This window comes from Amycolatopsis saalfeldensis, from assembly GCF_900110575.1.
GTDB classification, from domain to species: Bacteria; Actinomycetota; Actinomycetes; order Mycobacteriales; family Pseudonocardiaceae; genus Amycolatopsis; species Amycolatopsis saalfeldensis.
In genome coordinates this window covers 14,578-35,434 of sequence record NZ_FOEF01000020.1, presented here as the reverse complement: position 1 = coordinate 35,434, position 20,857 = coordinate 14,578, and the positions used below count along the sequence as shown (strand labels likewise).

The 20,857-nt window shown below is 69.5% G+C and carries 22 protein-coding genes and 2 pseudogenes; 15 read left to right on the top strand and 9 right to left on the bottom strand.

Annotated elements, in window-relative coordinates; translation table 11 throughout:
* Positions 1-43: 43 nt before the first annotated feature.
* Positions 44-1,540 carry an MFS transporter gene (locus tag BMY97_RS34605; RefSeq protein ID WP_245787649.1) on the top strand — a complete coding sequence of 499 codons (1,497 nt, stop codon included), beginning with the start codon at positions 44-46 and terminating at the stop codon, positions 1,538-1,540.
* Between the two features lie 22 nt (positions 1,541-1,562).
* On the top strand, positions 1,563-2,621 hold the full coding sequence (locus BMY97_RS34600) for a cobalamin-independent methionine synthase II family protein (protein ID WP_091625530.1): 1,059 nt from the start codon (positions 1,563-1,565) through the stop codon (positions 2,619-2,621).
* A 113-nt stretch (positions 2,622-2,734) separates the two neighbouring features.
* Here the strand turns inward: BMY97_RS34600 and BMY97_RS34595 are convergent, their stop codons facing one another.
* Both BMY97_RS34595 and BMY97_RS34590 read right to left on the bottom strand, forming a co-directional pair.
* The gene (locus BMY97_RS34595) at positions 2,735-4,006 is read right to left on the bottom strand and encodes an RNA polymerase sigma factor (RefSeq protein WP_091625528.1); all 1,272 of its coding nucleotides are present in this window, start codon (positions 4,004-4,006) and stop codon (positions 2,735-2,737) included.
* A 14-nt stretch (positions 4,007-4,020) separates the two neighbouring features.
* Positions 4,021-4,365 carry a YciI family protein gene (locus tag BMY97_RS34590; RefSeq protein WP_245787665.1) on the bottom strand — a complete coding sequence of 115 codons (345 nt, stop codon included), beginning with the start codon at positions 4,363-4,365 and terminating at the stop codon, positions 4,021-4,023.
* A gap of 425 nt (positions 4,366-4,790) precedes the next feature.
* Here BMY97_RS34590 and BMY97_RS34585 point away from each other — a divergent pair, with 425 nt between their 5' ends.
* The 5 genes and pseudogenes from BMY97_RS34585 to BMY97_RS49225 all read left to right on the top strand — a co-directional run bounded on the left by BMY97_RS34585 (position 4,791) and on the right by BMY97_RS49225 (position 9,207).
* On the top strand, positions 4,791-5,195 hold the full coding sequence (locus BMY97_RS34585) for an SgcJ/EcaC family oxidoreductase (protein WP_091625522.1): 405 nt from the start codon (positions 4,791-4,793) through the stop codon (positions 5,193-5,195).
* A gap of 1,234 nt (positions 5,196-6,429) precedes the next feature.
* On the top strand, positions 6,430-6,585 hold the full coding sequence (locus BMY97_RS47355; protein WP_091625904.1) for a DUF6131 family protein: 156 nt from the start codon (positions 6,430-6,432) through the stop codon (positions 6,583-6,585).
* A 199-nt stretch (positions 6,586-6,784) separates the two neighbouring features.
* Positions 6,785-7,897 carry an FUSC family protein gene (locus BMY97_RS34575; protein ID WP_091625520.1) on the top strand — a complete coding sequence of 371 codons (1,113 nt, stop codon included), beginning with the start codon at positions 6,785-6,787 and terminating at the stop codon, positions 7,895-7,897.
* 180 nt (positions 7,898-8,077) lie between these two features.
* Positions 8,078-8,896: pseudogene (locus tag BMY97_RS34570) on the top strand (AI-2E family transporter); the annotation flags it as partial.
* A 95-nt stretch (positions 8,897-8,991) separates the two neighbouring features.
* Entirely contained in the window at positions 8,992-9,207 is a 216-nt protein-coding gene (locus tag BMY97_RS49225; protein WP_342744071.1) for an AI-2E family transporter, read from the top strand.
* A gap of 35 nt (positions 9,208-9,242) precedes the next feature.
* Here the strand turns inward: BMY97_RS49225 and BMY97_RS34565 are convergent, their stop codons facing one another.
* Complete coding sequence (locus BMY97_RS34565) at positions 9,243-9,464, bottom strand: CDGSH iron-sulfur domain-containing protein (RefSeq protein WP_091625517.1); 222 nt, start codon at positions 9,462-9,464, stop codon at positions 9,243-9,245.
* 59 nt (positions 9,465-9,523) lie between these two features.
* Here BMY97_RS34565 and BMY97_RS34560 point away from each other — a divergent pair.
* Positions 9,524-9,724, top strand: a pseudogene (locus BMY97_RS34560) (SRPBCC family protein); the annotation flags it as partial.
* Between the two features lie 176 nt (positions 9,725-9,900).
* Here BMY97_RS34560 and BMY97_RS34555 read toward each other — a convergent pair.
* Complete coding sequence (locus BMY97_RS34555) at positions 9,901-10,926, bottom strand: iron-containing redox enzyme family protein (RefSeq protein WP_091625515.1); 1,026 nt, start codon at positions 10,924-10,926, stop codon at positions 9,901-9,903.
* 366 nt (positions 10,927-11,292) lie between these two features.
* On the opposite strand from BMY97_RS34555, the gene BMY97_RS34550 reads away from it, so the two are divergent.
* The 3 genes from BMY97_RS34550 (at position 11,293) to BMY97_RS49685 (ending at position 13,526) form a co-directional block, all read left to right on the top strand.
* Entirely contained in the window at positions 11,293-11,580 is a 288-nt protein-coding gene (locus BMY97_RS34550; protein WP_091625512.1) for an STAS domain-containing protein, read from the top strand.
* A gap of 85 nt (positions 11,581-11,665) precedes the next feature.
* Positions 11,666-12,496, top strand: coding sequence for an SDR family oxidoreductase (locus tag BMY97_RS34545; RefSeq protein ID WP_091625509.1), 831 nt, complete (start codon positions 11,666-11,668; stop codon positions 12,494-12,496).
* A 718-nt stretch (positions 12,497-13,214) separates the two neighbouring features.
* Positions 13,215-13,526: an alcohol dehydrogenase catalytic domain-containing protein gene (locus tag BMY97_RS49685; RefSeq protein ID WP_425425369.1), complete on the top strand. Its 312-nt coding sequence runs from the start codon at positions 13,215-13,217 to the stop codon at positions 13,524-13,526.
* Positions 13,527-13,631: 105 nt separating this feature from the next.
* On the opposite strand, the gene BMY97_RS34535 is transcribed toward BMY97_RS49685, so the two are convergent.
* The 3 genes from BMY97_RS34535 to BMY97_RS49220 all read right to left on the bottom strand — a co-directional run bounded on the left by BMY97_RS34535 (position 13,632) and on the right by BMY97_RS49220 (position 15,403).
* The gene (locus BMY97_RS34535; RefSeq protein WP_091625506.1) at positions 13,632-14,666 is read right to left on the bottom strand and encodes a fatty acid desaturase family protein; all 1,035 of its coding nucleotides are present in this window, start codon (positions 14,664-14,666) and stop codon (positions 13,632-13,634) included.
* A 105-nt stretch (positions 14,667-14,771) separates the two neighbouring features.
* Positions 14,772-15,281 (bottom strand): sigma factor-like helix-turn-helix DNA-binding protein, encoded by a 510-nt coding sequence (locus tag BMY97_RS34530; RefSeq protein ID WP_091625504.1) that lies wholly within the window; start codon positions 15,279-15,281, stop codon positions 14,772-14,774.
* Positions 15,278-15,403 (bottom strand): hypothetical protein, encoded by a 126-nt coding sequence (locus BMY97_RS49220; protein WP_281246949.1) that lies wholly within the window; start codon positions 15,401-15,403, stop codon positions 15,278-15,280. Before BMY97_RS49220 ends, BMY97_RS34530 begins: the two co-directional genes overlap by 4 nt.
* A 183-nt stretch (positions 15,404-15,586) precedes the next feature.
* On the opposite strand from BMY97_RS49220, the gene BMY97_RS34525 reads away from it, so the two are divergent.
* The 4 genes from BMY97_RS34525 (at position 15,587) to BMY97_RS34510 (ending at position 19,586) form a co-directional block, all read left to right on the top strand.
* Positions 15,587-16,327: a GAF and ANTAR domain-containing protein gene (locus BMY97_RS34525; RefSeq protein ID WP_245787648.1), complete on the top strand. Its 741-nt coding sequence runs from the start codon at positions 15,587-15,589 to the stop codon at positions 16,325-16,327.
* Positions 16,328-16,354: 27 nt separating this feature from the next.
* The gene (locus BMY97_RS34520) at positions 16,355-17,101 is read left to right on the top strand and encodes a GAF and ANTAR domain-containing protein (RefSeq protein WP_091625499.1); all 747 of its coding nucleotides are present in this window, start codon (positions 16,355-16,357) and stop codon (positions 17,099-17,101) included.
* A gap of 186 nt (positions 17,102-17,287) precedes the next feature.
* Positions 17,288-18,241, top strand: a complete 954-nt coding sequence (locus BMY97_RS34515; RefSeq protein ID WP_091625901.1) for an acyl-CoA desaturase — start codon at positions 17,288-17,290, stop codon at positions 18,239-18,241.
* Positions 18,242-18,833: 592 nt separating this feature from the next.
* Positions 18,834-19,586: a GAF and ANTAR domain-containing protein gene (locus BMY97_RS34510; RefSeq protein ID WP_091625496.1), complete on the top strand. Its 753-nt coding sequence runs from the start codon at positions 18,834-18,836 to the stop codon at positions 19,584-19,586.
* A gap of 151 nt (positions 19,587-19,737) precedes the next feature.
* On the opposite strand, the gene BMY97_RS34505 is transcribed toward BMY97_RS34510, so the two are convergent.
* On the bottom strand, positions 19,738-20,154 hold the full coding sequence (locus BMY97_RS34505; RefSeq protein ID WP_091625493.1) for a VOC family protein: 417 nt from the start codon (positions 20,152-20,154) through the stop codon (positions 19,738-19,740).
* Positions 20,155-20,257: 103 nt separating this feature from the next.
* A complete protein-coding gene (locus BMY97_RS34500) occupies positions 20,258-20,761 on the bottom strand; it encodes an STAS domain-containing protein (RefSeq protein ID WP_143086363.1) in 504 nt (167 codons plus the stop codon).
* Positions 20,762-20,857 lie beyond the last annotated feature (96 nt).

Genomic DNA, 20,857 nt, shown 5'->3' with positions numbered 1-20,857 from the left:
ACCGATACCGCCAGGCATACGACCGACGCATGGGGAGTTCAGTGTGTCCGAGACGGCTACGACGAAACGGTTTTACCCCACCCTGCTCATCATGATCGGTGCCTCGATCGTGCTGATCGCGTCGGTGGCGGGTTTCGTCAATGCGTTCACCATGGACTCCTCGATGGCAGGCCTGGTCATGCCGGCCCGATCATCGTCGGTGACTGATCCTTTGCACGGTATGCCGTTGTCTCACATGCCGGAGATGTTCCTCGCGGCGGCCGGCCTGGTGTTCGTCGCGCTCGGTGCGGTGCTGCGCAGCGGCGCGAAGCGGATGCCGTTGCCCGAAACGAGGACCGGCAGGCGTGGGCGCGTCGTGATCGCCGTGATCGGCACCGCGGCGTTGACCGTCGACATCAGCAAGACCTCCACTCTGGGTTTCGTCATTCCCGGTATGCGAGCGGAGTACGGCCTCAGCGCGGGTACCGCCTCTTTCCTCGCTGTGGCAGGACTTGCCGGCACAGCAGCCGGCGCGATCCTGATCGGTTTCCTCACGGACAGAATCGGACGCCGGAGTGCGTACCTGATCGCCACCCTTGGCTTTACCGCGACCGCCATGTGTGGCTCGATGCCGAACTTCGCCGCGAACCTGGTGATGTGCGCGTTGATGGGTCTCGCGGTGGGTGGGCTCGCACCGTTGCTGATCACCTTGCTCACCGATGTTGTCGGGGGCAGGTCGAAGGGCTCGATCGTGGTCGCGTTGTCGATAACGGCGACCGCCCTCGGCTACCTGGCGGCCTCGGGTTCGGCGCTGTGGCTGGAGCCGACCTTCGGCTGGCGCGTGTTGTGGCTGATCGGGGCCCCCACCGGAGTGCTGCTGGCACTGTTGTCGCCCTGGGTCCCGAATTCGGCCGTCCCGCGGACAAAGGAGACTGTTCAGCGGACCCGCCCGCCATTGCCGGAGCAGACGTTCACCAGCGGCCTGCAGCGCACTTACGCGGTGCTGATCGGGGTGCTGACCTTCGGTCTCACGACCTGGGTTCCGAGCCTCGCCCGCCTCGGTGGTGTGCCGGTGGCCACTGCCAATCTGCTGCTCACCGTTGCTGCCGTGGTGATGGTGCCCTGCGCGCTGCTGCTCATGGTGACCTACCGCAGATTCGGACCGACGTTCGTGGGCGCCGGACTGGCCGGCGTCACGGCCGTGCTGTTGCTGGTCTTGACGGCATCCGGAGCAGTGGCCACCATCAGCTGGGCTGCCGCCGGCGCGCTGGTCGCCGCCTTGTTCTCGGTCAACATCATGGCCGCCGTCTTTCTGCCCATCGCCGCGGACCTCTCAGATCCGGGCGGTCGCGGCCGGGCCACCGGAACAGTTTCGCTGTTCAACCGCCTGGGCGGCCTGTGCGGTCCGCTCCTGCTGGCCGGCCTGGTGTCTTCGGCCACCGACGTCCTCGTGGCGGTCGCCGCCCTCGCGGTGCTGTGCGCCGGCGCCGCCTGGTACATCGGACGACGCCGCCGGGAACTGCTGAAGACCACGAAAGAACTGGAGAAAGCTGCGAAATGATTCGATTCGGGAGTGAGGTTCTATGAACATACCCACGGAGCCTATCGGAAGCATTCCCCGTCCCGCCTTTCTGCAGAAGGGGATGGCAGACCTCACCGCGGGAAAAATCAGCCCCGAGGAACTCGCCGACCTCGAGGACAAGGCCCTGATCGACACCATCCGCCGGTTCGAGGAGACCGGCTCTCCGGTGATCACCGACGGCGAGCAGGGAAAGCCCAGTTTTCTCACCTATCCACTGTCCGGTGCGGCGCTGGCACCCGACGGCATCGTGATCCCCTTCGCCGACGGGCACACCCGCAGGCTTCCACGCCTGACGGCGGGCCCGTTCAGCTACCAGGTTCACGCGGACGAGTATCTGAGAAAAGCGCGGATTCATGCGACAAAGCCGGTCAAGCAGGCGGTCATCGCAGCTTCCGCGCTGAGCCTGATCTACCCGGAAAATGGGCTGGACGGGTATTCGCAAGCAGAATTCCTCGCGGACCTGGTGGACGAGGCCGAGGCCGACATCCGGCGAAGCCTGGAGGCCGGCGCCGCCTGTGTGCAGATTGATTTCACCGAGGCCCGGCTCGCGCTGAAAATGGATCCGAGCGGCGGGCTGCTGCGCTCGTTCATCGACCTCAACAACAGCGTTCTGGAGCGGTTCTCCGATGACGAGGCGGCGAAGATCGGGGTGCACAGCTGCCCCGGCGGGGATCAGGATTCTCCACACAGCCTCGATGTCGGCTACGGCGAGCTGATCCCGATGCTGTTCGAGCTGCGGGCAGGCAACTTCTACCTGCAGATGGCCAGTGAGACGGATCCGCGGAAGGTCCTCAAGACGGTCCAGCAGCACGCGCGGCCGGAGCAGCGGATCTTCATCGGGGTCATCGATCCGATCGACCCCCGGGTGGAGACGGCGGAGGAGGTACGCGACCGGGTCCTCGAGGCGGCGGAGTTCATCTCACCGGCGCGCCTGGGTACCTGCGACGACTGTGGGTTCTCGCCTTTCGCCGACGACCTCTCGACCTCGCGTGACCTCGCTTTCGCGAAGATCGCGGCGCGGGTGGAGGGCACCCGGCTCGCCGCCGAAGCCGTGAGCTGAACGTTCTCCGGTCATCAGCCGGGACCATCGCCGCCGGCGGGCCCAGCCAGCCGTCGCCCGGTTGCCGGGCTCGACCACCGGGATCGATCCTCTACGCAAGACCCGCTTTCGGGTCACAGGGTTTCCGACGCAGGACACTGGCTGGTCGAGTCCAGCCGGGTGGCGTTCGTCCGGAGGTAGTCTTGTTGAAGGGCGTTGCCGGTCAGCTCGGCGGCGGTGAGGTAGGACTCGCGCGCGCCCTCTCGTTCGCCGGCGGCTTCCAGGAGGTGTGCTCGTACTGCGTGCAGGCGGTGGTCGGAGATGAGCCGTTCCTCGGTCTCGAGTTCCGCGAGCAGTGCGAGGCCCTGAGGCGCGCCGTGGGTCATGGCGACCGCGACGGCGTGGTTGAGCGCGATGATCGGGTTGTCGGTGGTGCGCATCAGCAGTTCGTAGAGGGCGGTGATCTGGGGCCAGTCGGTCTGTTCGGCGGCGGGTGCTTCGTCGTGGACCGCTGCGATGGCGGCTTGCAGCTGGTACGGGCCGGTCGGGCCGTGTGGTAGCGCTTGGGTGATGAGTGCTGTCCCGTCGGCGATGGCGCCGGCGTCCCACTTGGAGCGATCCTGTTCGGCCATCGGGACGAGTGCGCCGTCCGGGCCGATCCGGGCGGCGCTACGGGCGTCGATCAGGAGCATCAGCGCCAGTAGCCCGGTGACTTCGCCGTCCTCGGGTATCAGCTGGTGGACGATGCGGGTGAGGCGGATGGCTTCGACGGAGAGGTCGCGGCGATAGGGATTCGGTCCGGAGGTCGGGGCGTAGCCCTCGTTGAAGATCAGATAGAGCACGTGGAGGACGGCGCTGAGGCGTGCCGTTCGTTCGGCACCGGAGGGCATGCCGAACGGGAGTTTGCTGGCGGTGATGCGTTGTTTGGCCCGGGTGATACGGCGGGTCATCGTCGCTTCGGGCACGAGGAACGCGCGGGCGATCTCGGTGGTGGTCAGCCCGCCGACGGCGCGCAGGGTCAGCGCGATCTGTGAGGCGGGTGAGAGCGAGGGGTGGCAGCAGAGGAACAGCAGGATCAGAGTGTCGTCGGAGTCTTCGGGTGCCCGGTCCGCGGCGGGGGCCAGCCATTGGTCGGGCAGTGTCCACGCAAAGCTGGCTTCTTCACGGTGCCGTCGGGCTTGCTCGCGCCGGAGCAGGTCGGTGAGCTTGCGGGCGGCGACGGTGATCAGCCAGCCGAGCGGGTTTTCGGGTGTGCCGTCGGCGGGCCACTGGGTGGCCGCTGCGAGCAGCGCTTCCTGTGTGGCGTCTTCGGCGAGGTCGACGTGTCCGTAGCGCCGTACCACCGCGCCGAGGACCTGGGGCGCCAGCCGGCGCACCAAGCCCTCGACCTCGGTTGTTTCCCGCATGGAAATTCTGTTCTCTACTCCATGATCGAGCGGACGTCGATGACGGACTCCGGTCCGGGGCAGCGGGCCAGCTGGGCGGCGATCTCGGTTGCCCGGTCGTAGCTCTCGCATTCCACCAGCCAGTAGCCGATGACCACTTCCTGTGTTTCGCCGTAGGGACCGTCGGTGACGACCGGAATGCCTTCTTTGATCTTGATCCTGCGGGCTTCGGCCGGTGCGGCAAGACCCTGGGCGTCGAGGAACTCACCGGATTCGCGCAGGTTGTCGTTGAACTCATCGAGCGCCGCGCCGATCGCCTTCATCTCCTCCGCTGGCAGGTCGGTGTCGAAGTCCTGCTGTGATCCGTTGACCAGGATCATGTACTTCACGTCTTCTCCTCTGCCGGTCGCGTCGGCACCTGCGTGCCGGGCTGTCAACGGGGACGTCGAAGCCGACCTTCCCAACCGGACACCGCGTGCCAGTGTAGAGCGTTTCAGGTGGCTGCCGCCCGAAAACCCACCGCGGAAGCGGCCGTCGGGTTACTCCGATCGGGCGACGGGCCTGCCGACCGCGGTGCCGCCTCGTGGATCAGGTCTTCGCAGTTCAGACCCCTTGCGGAGAACAAGGCAATCGCAGAGATGCGGCGGCTGAGCCGCGGCTGGCAAGGTCGGTTGCGGGCGTCCTCTTCGGCTCGTCCGGCGACTGCCGGAGATCACCTTCGGGCCGCATCGGCCAGTCCGCGCGGACGTCGATTCCCGTCCGCAGAGCCCAGCTCAGTCGACCAGGAAGTTGAGACTTCGACCATATGACTACCAACCTCGAGAGTGACCAGGCTGCCGTCAGCGCTGTCCCCGGGCAGATCGTCGCGGCGTGGGCCGAGCAGGACGGCGATGCGTTCGCCAGGACGTTCACCCCCGACGGAACGATGATCCTTCCCGGGGTGTACCGGAAGGGACAGGACGAAATCCGGACCTACATGACGGCAGCCTTCGCCGGCACGCTCGCGCACACCCGGGTCACCGGTGCGCCGATCGACCTGCGGTTCCTCACGCCGGACTGCGCGCTGGTCATCACGAAGGGCGGTGTGCTGGCGCCGGGCGAGACCGAGGTGCCGGCCGAGCGGGCCATCCGCGCCACGTGGGTCGTCGTCCGCCGTGACGACGGCTGGCGGCTGGCCGCTTATCAGAACAGCCCGGTGACCGAGCCCTGACCCGTCGGACCACGGCTCAGCCGGGACCACACTCGACGCCACCACTGCGCACTCGGCTGTCACCCACCAACCGGCTGCCGCCAACCTGACGACCAGATACACCCGAGGCGGCTGCGGATGTGTCCCACTTCCCTGCCGGGAGAGGTCACTGGTTCGATACCAGTATTGCGCACCAGCAGTATTTGCAGGTCAGAAGCCCTGTTCCTCCTCGGAGGGACGGGGCTTTACTCGTCGGATGGCGTCGGCCCCCGGAGCGGCTTCCGGTCGTGCCGGGCTCGAGAAGGACCCCGGCGGGCAGGCCGGTCGGCGTCGCGGCGGCGGGGCCTGGGCTGGTGGGTGGCGGCTGGTGACGGGTACGGCCAGCGCCGGTTCCGGCGCGCTCGGCCGGTCGCTGAGCAGGTAACCGATCACGGATGCCCCGCAGCCAGGGCGAGGACTGCGACGACCATGGTCGCCGTCAGGGGGTCGCCCGGATGGCTTTCTGCTGGCGGACTCTGGCTTGCGACACCCGATCAGGCCAAAGTGGACGGTTCCGCGGGGCGGCGGTGAACCCGGCCGCGGAACCGGGAGTTCTCACGCCGAACTCGGCGGCTGCCGGTGTCGGTGGTGGTGCGATCTGCCCTGCGCTGCCCGATCACGTCAAGTCCTGCCGCCGCCGCGAGCAGCGCCGCGGCCACACCGCCGGCGGACGGACCGGCGCGCCGCATCCCGGCTGCACTGCCGCCGCAAGCAGCACCCCGGCCACACCGCCGGCGGGCCACATCCCAGCAGCGCCGCCGCCGCCGCAAGCAGCACCCCAGCCACACCGCCGGCAGGCCACAATCCCAGCAGTGCCGCCGCCGGTGTTGAGCCGCCGGTGGGCGTTTGCTTCTTGTGACCCGGCAAGGCGACCACGATCCCGATGGTGATGCCGCCTTCACCGCATCGGTCTTGAACGCGCCGTTCAAGACCGGGGCCGCACCGTCGGGCAGGTTGACCGTGGTGCCGGTCAAGGTCGGGGTGGCGGCTGTCACGTCGGCGGTGATCGGGCTTGAGCTTCGACCCGCTCCCCTGATGCTTCCAGTGTGCCGCGGCTCCGGGCGAGATGCCTGGGCAGATCCGTCGCCGGTGTGGATTCGGCTTGGTTTGGGCGCCGGCCGATGCGGGTAGTCCGGCAGAACGATTCTCCCCACCCACTGTGGGCCGGCCCGGGCACTCGCACCGGGCCGTCCGCCTCAAGAAAGAGTGTTTCTCTGTGATTGTCCTCGGCATCATTCTCCTGGTCGTCGGCTTCATCGCCAAGATCTCCATTTTGTGGACGATCGGAATCGTCCTTCTCGTGCTGGGCGCGGTGCTCGTCCTGCTGGGCCGCAGCGGGCGCAAGGTCGCCGGACGGGCCCACTGGTTCTGATCTTCCGCGCCCCGGGATCCGATAATAATCCGTTCCGTTGAGAAGAGGTCACGGAGATGATCGACAAGGTCCGGAACAAGGCCGAAGAAATAAAGTGAAAGGTCAAGGGTGTGATTGACTGACCTGCCGCCAATTCGATGCCAGTACCCATTCCGCTTCGTCCCGGGTTGACGCCCGGGGCGCCGGGGGGTCCCGGTACATGACCGGGCCGGCCTTGCGGAAAGCCCTGCTGTCACCGGTTCGCTGGGTGCTCCGGGCCGTGCGCACCTCCGGACCGGAACGCAGTGTGCTGGCACAGGCGGGAAAGGCGGCGATCGCCGCGGTGGCGGCTTGGGCGGTGGCCTCACCCTGGCTGCACCTGTCACAACCGTTTCTCGCGCCCTACACGGCGGTGTTCGTGATCGAAACCACCGTCTACCGATCCGCGCGATCCGCGCTGCAGCAGGCCGGCGCGGTGACCCTCGGGGTGCTCCTGGCCACGGTCGCCGACCAGCTCATCACCGTCGAACTGCTCACCATCGCGGTCGTGGTGCTGGTCGGCCTCCTGATCGGGCGATGGCACGGATTCGGCCCCAGCGGGGTGTGGATCAGCGTGACCGCACTGCTGCTGGTCACCTACGGCACCGCGGGCCAGGACGCGCTGCTCGCGGACCGGCTGGTCGAGACCCTGCTCGGCGCCGTGGTCGGGTTCACGGTCAACGCCGTCGTGATGCCCCCGCTGTATCTGCGTGGACCCGCGCAGGCGACCACGGCACTGGCCGACCAGCTGACCGCACTGCTGAACGACATGAACGCCGGGCTGCGGCGAGCCCACCTCGCCGAGGACGCCGAAGGATGGAGCAGGCGCGCCGGGGAGACCGCCGCGCTGGTGCGGGCCGCCGAAGAGATCACCGAACAGGGCTGGGAGAGCCAGCGGATGAATCTGCGCCGGCGTGGCTCGAACGCCCGGAGCTCGTCGCAGGGATGGTGGAGCTGCCTGGTCGCGCTCCGCGCGGCCTGGCCGCACATCCGCGCGCTCGCGGAGACGCTGGCTGTCGCCGCCGCGAGCACGGCGCCGTTCCGGTATCCGACGCCACGAGCACGCGAGCTGCTGGCCGACCTCGTCGAGGTGATCGCCGACCTGGTTCGCGCCTGGACCGACCAGAACAGCCGGCCGGACCTCTTCCGCGAACTGGGCGAACGGGGTCACGACACCTTGTCCGAACTGGAGAAACTCGTGTACTCGACCCCGGCCGACGAGCTCGACCTCGCCGCGGGCCTCGGCGGGCTGCTCCTGCCGGCGCGCCGGGCGTTCGAAGTACTGCTGCCGTGACCGCCGGTTCGGGTCCCGCGCCGACCACAGCGCGTTCCGACGTCCGGTGAGCCCGGCGCGATGGTTAACTCCTGCGCCGGCCGGCCTTTCCCCCAGGGCGCCCGCTGAGCCCACAGCCACAGAACCACGCGCGAACGGTCGTGTTCCCGTGCCGGATACGTTCAGGAGGCGCTCGACCCCATGCCCACCCCCGAGGAAATCCCCGCCGAAGACGGGACCTTCGCCGCCGCCGAAGCCGCGGCAGCCGAGCTCAGGACTCCCGAACAACCCATGGGCACCAAGGGAAAACCGCTCGACCGGCGGTCGCCCTTCCTCATCGGCCTGACCGCCGCGGCGGGCGTCGCGGTCACCTACGGGCTCGTCCGGGTCGTGGCCGGCCTCCAGGACGTGCTGATCCTCATCGGCCTCGCGCTGTTCCTCGCCATCGGCCTCGAGCCGGCCGTCGCGTGGCTGGTCCGCCACCGCTTGCCCCGCTGGCTCGCCGTGACCACGGTGTTCGTCGTCGGAATGCTCGCCGTCGGCGGGTTCCTGACCGCCGCCATCCCGGTCCTGGTCGAGCAGGCCACCCAGTTCGCCGCCAAGGCACCCGGCTACCTGCACGACGCGCAGGACCACGGCACCGTCCTCGGAAAACTCAACGAGCGTTTCCACCTGCAGCAGCAACTCGAGGGCCTGGTCAGCGGATCGGCCGGCGGCCTGCTGGGCGCCGGGCAGGCCGTGTTCAGCGCGATCACCAACGTGCTGATCCTCGTGGTGCTGACCGTGTACTTCGTCGCCGGACTCCCCCGCATCCGGGCCGGCGGCTACCGGCTGATCCCGCACTCGCGCCGGCCGCGGGCGATCCTCATCGGCGACCAGATCTTCACCAAGGTCGGCGGCTACGTGCTGGGCAACCTCGCCATCTCCGTGATAGCGGGGGTGCTCACCCTGGTCTGGCTGCTGGTCTTCGGCGTGCCCTACGCCGCCCTGCTCGCCATCACCGTCGCCATCCTCGACCTGATCCCCGTGATCGGCTCGGTCATCGGCGGCGTGCTCGCCTGCCTGGTCGCGCTCACCGTCTCCCTGCCCGCCTGCCCGCCTGCCTGGCGACGATCGTGTTCTTCGTCGTCTACCGGCTGGTCGAGGACTACGTGCTGGTCCCGAAGATCATCGGCAACGCGGTCAAGGTCCCGGCGCTGGTCACCGTGGTCGCCGTGGTGCTCGGCGGGGCCTTGCTCGGCGTCGTCGGCGCCCTCGTCGCCATCCCGATCGCCGCCGCCATGCTCCTTCTCGTCCGCGAGGTGCTCTACCCACGTCTCGACCGAGCCTGAAACAGGGAACTCGCGAGCGGCGGCCGGAACGCGGGTCAGCGACGGCCGCCGCCGGGTGCGCGGAACCCGCTGACCTTGTGGGTGCCGTCGCAGAACGGCTTGACCGCCGAAAGACCGCATCGGCACAACGCGACCGTGCTCCGGCCGGGATCGATGACCTCGCCGTCCGGTGCTCGGATTTCGAACTCGCCGCGGACCAGCAACGGCCCGTCTTCGTACGGGGTGATGGTCACGGCCGTCTCCGGGTTTTCGTTCACCCGGCCCGGATACCCGGCCGGACCGCGTTCACTCCACCGGCATCGGTTTGTGCCGCGGCATGAGCACGATCATCAAGTCCGTCGATGTCGAAGCCGATGTGAGCACCGTCTACAACCAGTGGACCCAGTTCGACGCGACGATCACCGACATCGACCCCGACGGCTTCGTGGAGAACGTCGCCGACAAGCTCGGCATCCTCGACCACCGGGTCCAGGGCGACCTCGACCGGTTCAAGAAGTTCATCGAGATCCGCGACTCCGGGCCCGCACCCGAATTCCGCTGGGCGGGTGGACTACGGCTGAGCAGCAGGAGACTTCGTGCCGACACGTACCGGAGAGGCCGGGGAGCCGGGTGGACGGCCGCCCGAAGTGGTGGCGGGCCTGATCTCCCCACCCGTACGGAGTCTTACTGAAAGATGGCCGCGGGGCCGTCGCGTTAGGCCCCGATCAGGTCTTCGCGGTCGGACAGGCCCGCAGTGCCCGGCCGCAGGGACGAGTGGCCCTGCGCCCAGTTCCTCAGCACCGTCCGGCCGAACTCGGCCTCTACCGTCAGACCGCAGGCCGCGCCGAACAGCACGTCGGCCGCGGCGGCCGGGTTCTCCTGGGCGAATCCGCCGCACAGGTCGTGCGCGGCGATCTGCTCGTGCACGACGTCGGCTTCCACGTGCTCGTCGTAGAACCGCGTGGCCGTCGTGTCGCCCCCGAGCCTGCGTAATCCATTGCCGTAACGGCGATTCGGCAACGACGACGTCATCTCGAACGCGGCCAGGTGCCCCAGGGTGGCACCGAGCCAGCGACGATGGAATCCGAACAATGACATCAAGTTGCTCACCGCCAGCGTCACGGCCGGAACGCACTCGACGTAGTGCCCGTACCCATCGTCCAGCCCCAGCGAGCGCATGGTGGCCCGGAACAGCTCCGAATGCATCCGCTCGACGCGGCCCTGCCCGTACTCATCCGCCTGGATCTCGAGCAACGCGGCCTTCGCCGGCCCGGACAGCCGCGGAATGGCCCAGCTGTGCGGATCCGCCTCCTTCAAGTGATACACCGACCGCTGCGCCACGAACTCACGGAACTGCGTCCTGGAAGCCCGCCGCTGCACGAACTTCGCCAGCGGCGGGCCGTCGTCCGCGCGCACCAGGCCCGCCAGCGCCCGCGGTACCGCTTCGGGTCGCACCGGCATCGCGGGCACGAGCTCGCGAAGACCGGCCAGCCAACGGCGTTCCAGCTGCCGCCGCACTCCCGTGACGAACGGCGCGTCCTCCCACCGCGCGTCGACATCGTCGAAGCCGCGGTAGCTCAGCTCGTAGCAAACCCACAGAGCCAGCTGCAGATCTTCGTCGTGGAGCACGGCGAGACCGGCGCCGTCCGGGATCGGACCGGCCGCCACGTCGTCCGGCTCGGCGGAAAGCCGGGCGCAGACCACGGAACTCCAGGGCCCACGGGGGCGGGGTAACCGCATCAAACCTCCAAGGTGCTGAACACACCGGCTACCCCCCAGAAAGCCGCTCCACTCCACAGTCGACGGTGTCCGGGATCATCGGCGGTGGTCTCCTGGCCGACCCGGCGTTACAGTGGATCGGGTAAGCCGTCGGCATGTGCCTGGACTCCGCGCCTTCGACGTCCCACTCTCGTTCGCCTGTGCGCTGGTCACCGACGTTGTCACCCAGTGACGGCCGAACGAGGTCGAGGCCAGGAGGCGATCGTGGCCACCAGGGTTCACCGGATCCGGTATCCCGTGCAGCAGTTTCCCTTTCCACCTCAGAGCATCCGGTGCGAATTCCGCGCTCCGATCGGAGCAGCCCCGACGACGGACATCTGGTCGATCGTGGGGGACATCGACGCATACACGGTCCGCGACCTGATGCTGCGGCTGGCCGCCTCGCTGGAAACCGCGTGTCCCCGCGTGCTGGTGCTGGACCTGACCAAGGTCACCTTCCTGGCGGCGACAGCCATCCACGCGCTCGACCTCTTCACCGAGGACGCGCAGGCGCGGCGCACCAGTGTCCGAATCGTGGCCGGGCCGGCCGGCGCGGCCCGGCGCTCGCTCCTGATCACCGGCGCCTTCCATTCCCTGGTCAGCTTCCCCAGCCTGCAGTCGGCCCGCGCGGCGTGACCGGACCCGCACAGGACACTGTGGACTGTCCTCGGGAACGCGAGGCGCCTGTCCTGACCTTCCTGAACCGCCACGAGAGGACGACATGAGCACGAAAACCTGGTTCATCACCGGTGCTTCGAAGGGCTTCGGTCGCGAGTGGACGATCGCCGCGCTCGACCGGGGCGACTCGGTCGCGGCCACGGCGCGCGACATCTCGGCACTCGACGACCTCGCCGCGAAGTACGGCGACCGGCTCCTCACGCTGCGGCTGGACGTCACCGACCGCGACGCCGCGTTCGCCGCCGTCGAAACCGCCCATGGCCGCTTCGGCCGTCTCGACATCGTCGTCAACAACGCCGGCTACGGCCAGTTCGGCATGGTCGAGGAGCTGAGCGAAGCGGACCTGCGCGACCAGCTGGAGACCAACGTCTTCGGCGCGCTCTGGGTCACCCAGGCCGCCCTGCCGTTCCTTCGGGAGCAGGGGTCGGGGCACATCCTGCAGGTCTCGTCGATCGGCGGCATCAGCGCGTTCCCGAACGTCGGCGCCTACCACGCGTCCAAGTGGGCGCTGGAGGGCCTCAGCCAGTCGCTGGCGCAGGAGGTCGCGGACTTCGGCGTCAAGGTAACCCTGATCGAGCCGGCCGGTTACTCCACCGACTGGGCCGGGCCTTCCGCCCGGCGCGCGGACGCACTGCCCGCCTACGACGCGTTCCGAGAGAAGCAGAAGTCCGCGCCTGCCCGGCAGTCCTCCCCCGGTGATCCCGAAGCCACCCGCGCGGCGGTCCTGCGGCTCGTCGACTCCCCGGAACCCCCGCTGCGGATCTTCTTCGGCGACGGGCCGCTCGCCGTGGCCACCAAGGACTACGAATCCCGGCTGGCCCTCTGGCGCGAATGGGAGCCGGTCTCCGTCCAGGCCCACGGGAAGACGCCGTGACCACGACGGCCGGTGGCATGACTGTCCGGACTGGTCCCGGCTTCACGGCCGGACCGTTGCGGACGCGCCCGCCCGAATCGGGATGGCCGGCGCCTGGTGGCGGGCCTGCCGGTGCAGACCCCAGTGGCCCGCTCTCGCACGGAGGCCCGCCATGACGACGGTGCGCGCCAAGCCGGCCCTCCCCGAGGACGAGACCGAACGGCCGCCCACGGCACGGTCCTCCGCCACACCGGTCCGGCCGCCGGCAGACCGGCGGGCAGCGCCGCCCCACAGCCGGGGCACCGGGCACGACGTCCCGCGGCACTCGGCGCGAGCAGCTCCCCGGCCGTCGGCAGCAAGCCGGCCGGCCGAACTGTCGGGGTGGGCCGACCGCTGGGCCGCCGGGCTCCTGGCCGGCGACGGACGCACTACCCGGGCAGCGCGTCGACGGTGGTACCGGGCGGCTCGGGCGCTCTGGGCCGCAGCCGCCCGCGGCCTCGGAGCCGCGGGCCGCCGCGATGGCCGAGGCGAACCGGGATGGTGAAAGCCCGGGCGGGTTTCCCGGCAGTCCGAACGGGCATCCGAAGGCGTCGACCCCCCATCGGAAGAGGCAGCTGATGAAGGCACTCGTGTACCGAGGACCGTACGATGTCGCCGTCGAGGAGGTGGCGGACGCGCGGATCGAGGATCCGAAGGCCGCACCGACGTCGAAGAAGGCAAGGTCCTCGGTCACGAGAACATGGGGGTCGTCGAGTCGGTCGGGGACGCCGTGGACCGGATCAAGGTCGGCGACCGCGTTTCGCTGCCGTTCACCATCGCCTGCGGTACTTGCGGCAATTGCTCCAAGGGACTGACCGGCTTCTGCCTGCGCGCGAACCCCGGCAGCGCCGGCGCCGCATACGGTTACGCGAGCATGGGTCCCTACAACTGTCCGACATCTTCCCGACCGGCTGGCACGGAGTCGAGCTGGCCAAGCAGGGCAAGCTCGCGTTCGACTACGGCGCCTTCTTCTTCAAGGGCCAGTCCATGTTCCTGGTGTCCCACAGCATGAACCTGGACCAAGCCGCGGAAGGCTACGAGCACTTCGACAAGCGCGAAGACGGCTGGACGAAGGTCGTGTTGCACCCCTGACCGCGACGCGCCCTTGCGGGTCTGCTCAGGACACTCGCAAGGGCGCGCTGACGTCGTGCAGGTGTGCCAGGACGTACCGGTAAGACCGCAACAGTCCACATTGGGCGTAATCGATCCCGTGGGCGGTGCAGAAGTCCCGCACGAGCGGCTGGGCGCGGCGGAGGTTGGCCCGGGGCATGCCGGGGAACAAGTGGTGCTCGATCTGGTAGTTCAGGCCGCCGAGCGCGAAATCGACCCAGGGGCCGCCGCGGACGTTGCGGCTGCTGAGCACTTGCCGGTGCAGGAAGCCCGGGATCGCCCGGCCGTGGTAGGTCGGCATGCCCTTGTGGCCGGGCGCGAAGGAGCATCCCATGTAGACACCCCAGAGTCCCTGGTGGACGGCGATGAACGCGACCGCCACCGGCGGCGAGAGGACGGTGAACACCGCCGTCAGGTAGATCGTGATGTGCGCGAGCTGGAGCAGGGCCTCGCTGCGCCGGTGCTCGATTTCCCCGTGCCACACGGCCTGGATGCTGGCCCAGTGCAGGCTCAGCCCTTCCAGCAGCAGCAGTGGAAAGAACAACGCGGCCTGGTGTTTGGCGGTCCAGTGGACCAGGCCGCGCCGGTCCCGGGACTGGCCGCTGGTGAAGGCGAGCAACGGGATGTCGAGGTCGGGGTCGGCGCCCTCGTGATTGGGCTGCGCGTGGTGCAGCGTGTGCTTGCCCATCCACCAGCCGTAGCTGATGCCGACGAGCCCGGCGAGCACGCGGCCGAGCCGGTCGTTGGCCACGCGGCGCCGGAATACCTGCCGGTGCCCGGCGTCGTGGCCGAGGAAGGCCAGCTGCGCCGACATCACCGCGAAGAACGCCGCGACCGCGAGCTGCCACCAGGAATCACCGATCACGGCGAACGCGGCACAGCCCCCGGCGAACGCGAGCAGGGTGAGCCCGATCTTGACGGCGTAGTAGCCGTACCGCCTTCGCAGCAGGCCCGCCAGCCGGACCTCCCGGGCGAGCTCGCGGTAGTACTGATCTCCCTGCCGTCTGACTTCGACAGCAGCCGGTTCGGTGGGCACGGACATACAGATCCCTCCCGGATGCTCCTGCGTCGCCGAGGTCCGGGGCGGTCTGCTTGCGGTGATCAGGGAATTCCCCTGCCACGGAAGGTCCAAACCGGTCCGCGGTCCTCAGATCCGCGCGTGGATGGCGACGGTGCGCAGTGCGGCCTGCAGCAGCCTCGAGACCTGGCCGGGGGTCCAGCCGGTCGCGGCGGAGATGTCGGCGATGTCCTGGTGCGACACCGCTGCCGCCCACAGTGCGAAGCGCTGCCGCGGCGGCAGCAACGCCAGCTCGTCGAGCAGAACCGCGTCCTGCAGCGCGGCGGACAAGACCCCCCGCTCGACTCGGGGCGCCAGCTCCGCGCGCAGTGCGGTCAACAGCTGTGACCGCGCTCGGCGGCCCGGGTCCGCCCAGCCCGGCCCGGCCTTCGCCGAACCTGCGCGCGCCGCCTCGGCGAAGGCGGGAACGAGGCCGTCCCACAGGCGCTTGCACTCCCGTCGTGACCGGCCGGTGCTGTGCGCGACCCGATAGGCCAAGGTCACCATCCGCCCGGCCACGTCCGCCTCCGACAGCCATTCCGGGATCGAGCGCAGGTGCACGGCCGGCTCGTCTGCTCGGTTGCGCGTTCCGGCGGTCACCGGCTCGTCCCCGTTCCGGCGGCCGGCGCGGAAGCGACGCCCGGCAGGTGGACGAGCAGCCGGGCCCGTTCGACGAAGGCCCGGGCAGCCGGTGTCCTGACGATCTGCTTCGCCGCAGCCATGAGTCACTTCCTCGAGACGCAGGTGCCGATGATGGCCAGCCCTGGGTCTGGGGGATGCAAGTCGAGTATGCCCCGTCGACGTGATCGCAAACCCGTGTCCCACGGTCGAGCGGTTGTCCTCGCCGCGGCCGCGCCGTCCGCCCCGCCCCGCCCGTCACCAGTACTGTGGGTGGTCACGCCCAGGTGACCACGGAGGGCTCATTGGCCGAGAACCGGCTTCAGCGGCTGCGGGCACTGCTGGCCGCCGACCGCTCCGGGAGTGCTCGCTCCACAGTGAGCCTGGCCTGCGAACGATGCGTGGTGGAACTGGGGGTCTCCGGTGCGGGCGCGACGGTCTTGAGCCGTCTGGGCGGCGCGGACGGCGACGGGCAGACGAGCCGCGGCCTCGTGCATGCCACGAACGAGGTCAGCGCGGGGCTGGAGGATCTGCAGCTCACGGTCGGCGAAGGGCCGTGTCTCGACGCGTTCGCCTCCGGCGGGCCGGTGCTGGTGAGCGACTTGGCGGCGGCGACCGCGCGGTGGCCCGGATTCGGCCCGGCCGCGTGTGAGCTGGGCGCCGCCGCGGTGTTCTCGTTCCCGCTGCAGATCGGGGTGGTGCAGCTGGGGTCGCTGGACCTCTACCGCGACACACCCGGCCCGCTCACGCGGGCGGAGCTGACCGACGCGCTGATCCTGGGCGACCTGGCCACCGAAGGAGTGGTGGCCGACCTGGACGGCCACGGCGTCGACGATCTCAGCTGGCTGGCCGACCCGCACGTGGAAGTGCACCAGGCCGCCGGCATGGTGCAAACCCAGCTGCGCTCCAGCACCGAGGTGGCGCTGATCCGGCTGCGCGGCTACGCCTACACCCACAACCTGACCCTGGCGGAGGTCGCCCGGCAGGTCGTGGCCCGGACGCTGCTGTTCACCGAGGACGGCCGGTAAAATGCGATGTGAGGGAAGGTCGACCCGATGACCACCAGGGACCAACAGCTCGCCGACACCTTCGTGTCCCTCGCCGACACGCTGGTCGCCGATTTCGACGTGCTCGACTTCCTCGGCATGCTCACCGAGCGCGCCGTGGAGCTGCTCGCGGTCGACGCCGCCGCGGTCATCCTCTCCGACCAGCGCGGCGGCTGGCGGCCGGCGGCCGGCTCGTCCGAGCGTGCCGAGCTGGTCGAGGTGTTCGCCGCGTTGTCCGAACAGGGCCCCTGCGTCGACTGTGTCCGCACCAGGATGCCGGTGGCCAGCGCCGACCTCGGGCAGGAGCAGGACCGCTGGCCCGAATTCGGGCGGGCCGCCGTCAGCGCGGGGTTCCGGGCGGTGTGCGCGGTGCCGATGCGCCTGCGTGAGGACGTGATCGGCGCGCTGACCCTGCTCAACACCGAACCGGTGGCCGTCGACGACGCCAGCGTCACCCTCGGGCAGGCGCTGGCCGACGTCGCGACCATCGGCATCCTGCAGCAACGCTCGATCCGCCACGACGAGGTGGTCTCCGAGCAGCTGCAGGCCGCGTTGCACCGTCGTACCGTCGTCGAACAGGCCAAGGGAGTGCTCGCAGAAGTCGGCGGGCTGGACATGCACCAGGCGTATCTCGCGTTGCGCGCCTATGCCCGTGCGCACCGCCGGCAGCTGTCCGACGTGGCCCACGACGTCGCCGCCAACGTGCTCGACCCCAGGACTCCGCTGACCAGCCCTGCCGACGCACCCGGAATGTGACGCGCGGCCTCACGAAACGCAGGCCAGGACTGTCCGCCGCCGATGTTTGGACGGCCGCCCGGCGGTGAATCCTCCCGGTGAATCGCCCCGGCCCCAGGCGACCGACACCCGCCTCCGGAGTACGTGACGATGACGCACAGCACGATGCAACGCCCGGGTGCCGGCCCCCGGCCCGCCGCCGAACCGATGCTCGCCGGCCGACAGTCCGCCACCGAAGGCTTCCTGGTGAAACTCTTCGTGGTGGTGCCGCTGATCGCGGTGTCCGTCGCCGTCCCGTTCGCCTGGGGCTGGGGTCTGAGCTGGCTCGACCTCGGTCTCGCAGCCGGCTTCTACTTCCTCACCGGTTTCGGCGTGACGATCGGGTTCCACCGGTATTTCACCCACGGTGCCTTCAAGGCCGGCCGCGGTCTGCGGATCGCGCTCGCCGTCGCCGGCAGCATGTCCATGCAAGGCCCGGTGATCGACTGGGTGGCCGACCACCGCCGTCACCACGCCTACGCCGACCGCGACGGCGACCCGCACTCCCCCTGGCGCTTCGGCACCAGCCCCGCCGCACTGGCCAAGGGCTTCTGGCACGCGCACATGGGCTGGCTGTTCCAGCGCGAACAGACCAACGCCCACCGCTTCGCCCCGGACCTTCTCGACGACACCGACATCGTCACGGTGAACAAGCTGTTCCCCGTCCTGACCGTGGTCACCCTGCTCGCTCCGGCGGTGCTGGGCGGGTTGGCCACGATGAGCTGGTGGGGCGCGCTGACGGCGTTCTTCTGGGCCGGTCTGGTCCGCGTCGCCGTGCTCCACCACGTCACGTGGTCGGTGAACTCGTTGTGCCACATGATCGGCGACCGCCCCTACGCCGCCCGCGACAGGTCGGCGAACTTCTGGCCACTGGCCATCGCCTCGATGGGCGAGTCCTGGCACAACTCCCACCACGCCGACCCGACCGGTGCCCGCCACGGCGTCCGCCGCGGGCAGCTGGACATGTCCGCCCGGATCATCCGCTGGTTCGAACAGCTCGGCTGGGCCGCGGACGTGCGCTGGCCCCGCCAGGACCGGCTCGCCCGCAAGCTCCGGCCAGGCCGCACCCCCTCGCCACGACGCGACGGCGAACGCGGTCTCCTCCCCGACGACCTCGGCTGACGGCCCGGCCCGTCGCTGCCCGGACGCCCTTGCCGACGGTGCCGACCTGGTCGCGGCCTCCCTGAGGAAACTGTCCGGCCGGCACGCCTCGGCGCCCATCCACGGGTGGCCGGGCGTCGAATACCGATTATGGACGCGGATGCCGAAGTGCCCCTGCCGGGCCCGCTTCGCGGAAGAAGCCGGAATGCAGCCGAAGCGTGTCCGCCGCGCCACTTGAGGTCGCGGAAATCGTGGCAGCAGCCGCGTGCGAAACGCTTGACCACGCCGTCGCGGTCCCAGGCCCCCGGCTTCGCGACGGCCGTGGACGAAGGCGCATGAGCGCGCCCCCGCTGAACCACCCGGAGACCCTGGACTTCGGGCGCGCGAAGCCCACCAAGGCCACGGCCGTCACTTCGCCTCCCGCAGCAGCGACGCCGCCGGGTACCGACCGACCGCGAGACCCCACAAGACCCGGTCGGTCAGTACGATCGGGTCGGGCCACAGTTCGGCGCGGCGCACGCACTGCCAACGCTTCGTCGGACCGGCCCCTGGTCACCAGCCCCCTCGCGAGAACACACCAGCTCGCGACCTCGGAAGGAGAGCACCCTCAGCCATGAGCCCCAGCCTGGAAACGCACACAGGGCAGCTCCGCGACCGGGAGCGGCAGGTGTCGCGCACCTTCGTCGAACTCGCCGACACGCTGGTCGCCGACTTCCTCACCATGCTCGTCGAACAGTGCGTCGGCCTGCTCGGCGTCTCCGCGGCCAGCGTGATCCTCCTGGACCAGGACGGCTCGCTGCACGTCGCGGCTACTTCCACGCAGCGGGCGGAACTGCTGGAGCTGTTCGCGGTGCAAACCGAGGAGGGCCCGTGCATCGGCTGTGCCCGCACCGGCGTGCCCGTGCTCTGCGCCGATTTGCAGGCCGAGAGCCAGCGCTGGCCCACCTTCACCGCCGCCGCCCACGAATGCGGCTACCACGCCGCACAGGCGCTGCCCATGCGGCTGCGCGAACAGGTCATCGGCGTCCTGACCCTGCTTGACGCCGAACCCGGCGGTCCGGCGCCCGACACCCTCGAACTCGGTCAGGCCTTCGCGGACATCGCCACCATCGGCATCCTGCAGCAACGCACGATCGAACAGGGAGACCGGCTCTCCGGGCAGCTGCAGACGGCGCTGAACAGCCGCGTCGCGATCGAGCAGGCCAAGGGGGTGCTCGCCGAACGCGGGGGTATCTCGATGGACGAGGCTTTCATCCGGCTGCGCGCCTACGTCCGCACCCACCACCAACGCCTCACCGACGTCTCCCGCGCCGTCACCGAAGGCACCGCCGACCTCACCGCCATCCTCGCCCAGCGGCAACACTGACCACCCGGAACCGAAAGCTGCTCGCCGGAGCGGGCGAGCAGCGTCCTTCGTCCGGCCACACCGGCGCGTTCTGAGTTTCGGCGAGGATGGCGTGAGCCGCGTGGACGCCCGGGGCGGACCCCGCCCGTCTCGCTCGGCGACCGCGAGCGGGTTATCCCTTGGGGGCGAACAGTTCCAACGCGATGTTGTCCGGATCGCGGAACTCCACGATGTAGCCGGCTCCGATGTCCTTGACGCCACCGTGCTCGATGCCCCGCGCATCGAGCAGCGACGCGGCCGAGTCGAGCTCCGCGCGGGAATTCACCGCGAAGCTCACATGGTCGAGCCCGGTGCGGTCTTCGGTGAAGGTGTCGTCGCTGACCGGACGCAGTCCCAGCAACGAGTCCCCGAGCTTGTAGATCACCCCGCCGAAGAGGAACCAGAGTTGCTTTTTCGTCTCTTCGTCGGCGTCCGCCGGCAACTCGAACGCCACCGGCAGGCCGAAGACATCCTCGTAAAACGCCCGCGATCGATCGATGTCGGTGACGGTCAGGCGGACGTGGGCGAAAGCGTGCGTGGGAATGGGCATGTCTTCATTATGCGCCTGCCAAAGGATTCCCGCAGCACGATTACTTCCTTGTCACTTGTTTTTGCCCGCGGGCAAACGACAATCGTCCCTCCGAAATGGACGGTCAGGGCCGGCCGGCGACCGTGCCGAGTGCGGTCGCGACGGAGTCGTACACGGCGAGGGACTGGTCCAGCCCGGTCAGCCGCAACGGTCGCAGGGTGGCTCGGCCCGTCGCGACCACCCGCAGCCAGGCGGGGTTCGGGGCCCGGGTGTACGCCGCGACCAGGGCGCCCAGCGCCGCGCAGCTCAGGAACCACACCCGCGACAGGTCGACCACGGCCGAACGGGGTTGTTCCTCCGCCGCCCAGCTGAGGGCGTGGTCCAGTTCCGCGACGTTCTGCTGATCTATTTCACCGGCCGCCTCGATGACGAGTGAATCCCCGTGCTGCCACACGGTCAGCAGGGCCGATTCATGGTCGCTGGCGGTCTCGCACGCGACCAGTGCGAGGGGCAGCGGCGCCCAGGGCGCGGCCAGCCGCATCGCTGCGGCCTCCCCCGGCGTGAGGCCGCGCCGGGGACCAGGTGCGGGGCGGAGATGACGGTCGACGACGTATCCCGGTGATTCCACGAGGTGCTCCTGACCTGGCCGATCGACGCCACGGGGGCAGGCGACCCGGCGTGGCGGGTGCTTCGATCGAGCTCGGCTGACGAAGGGACGATCGTC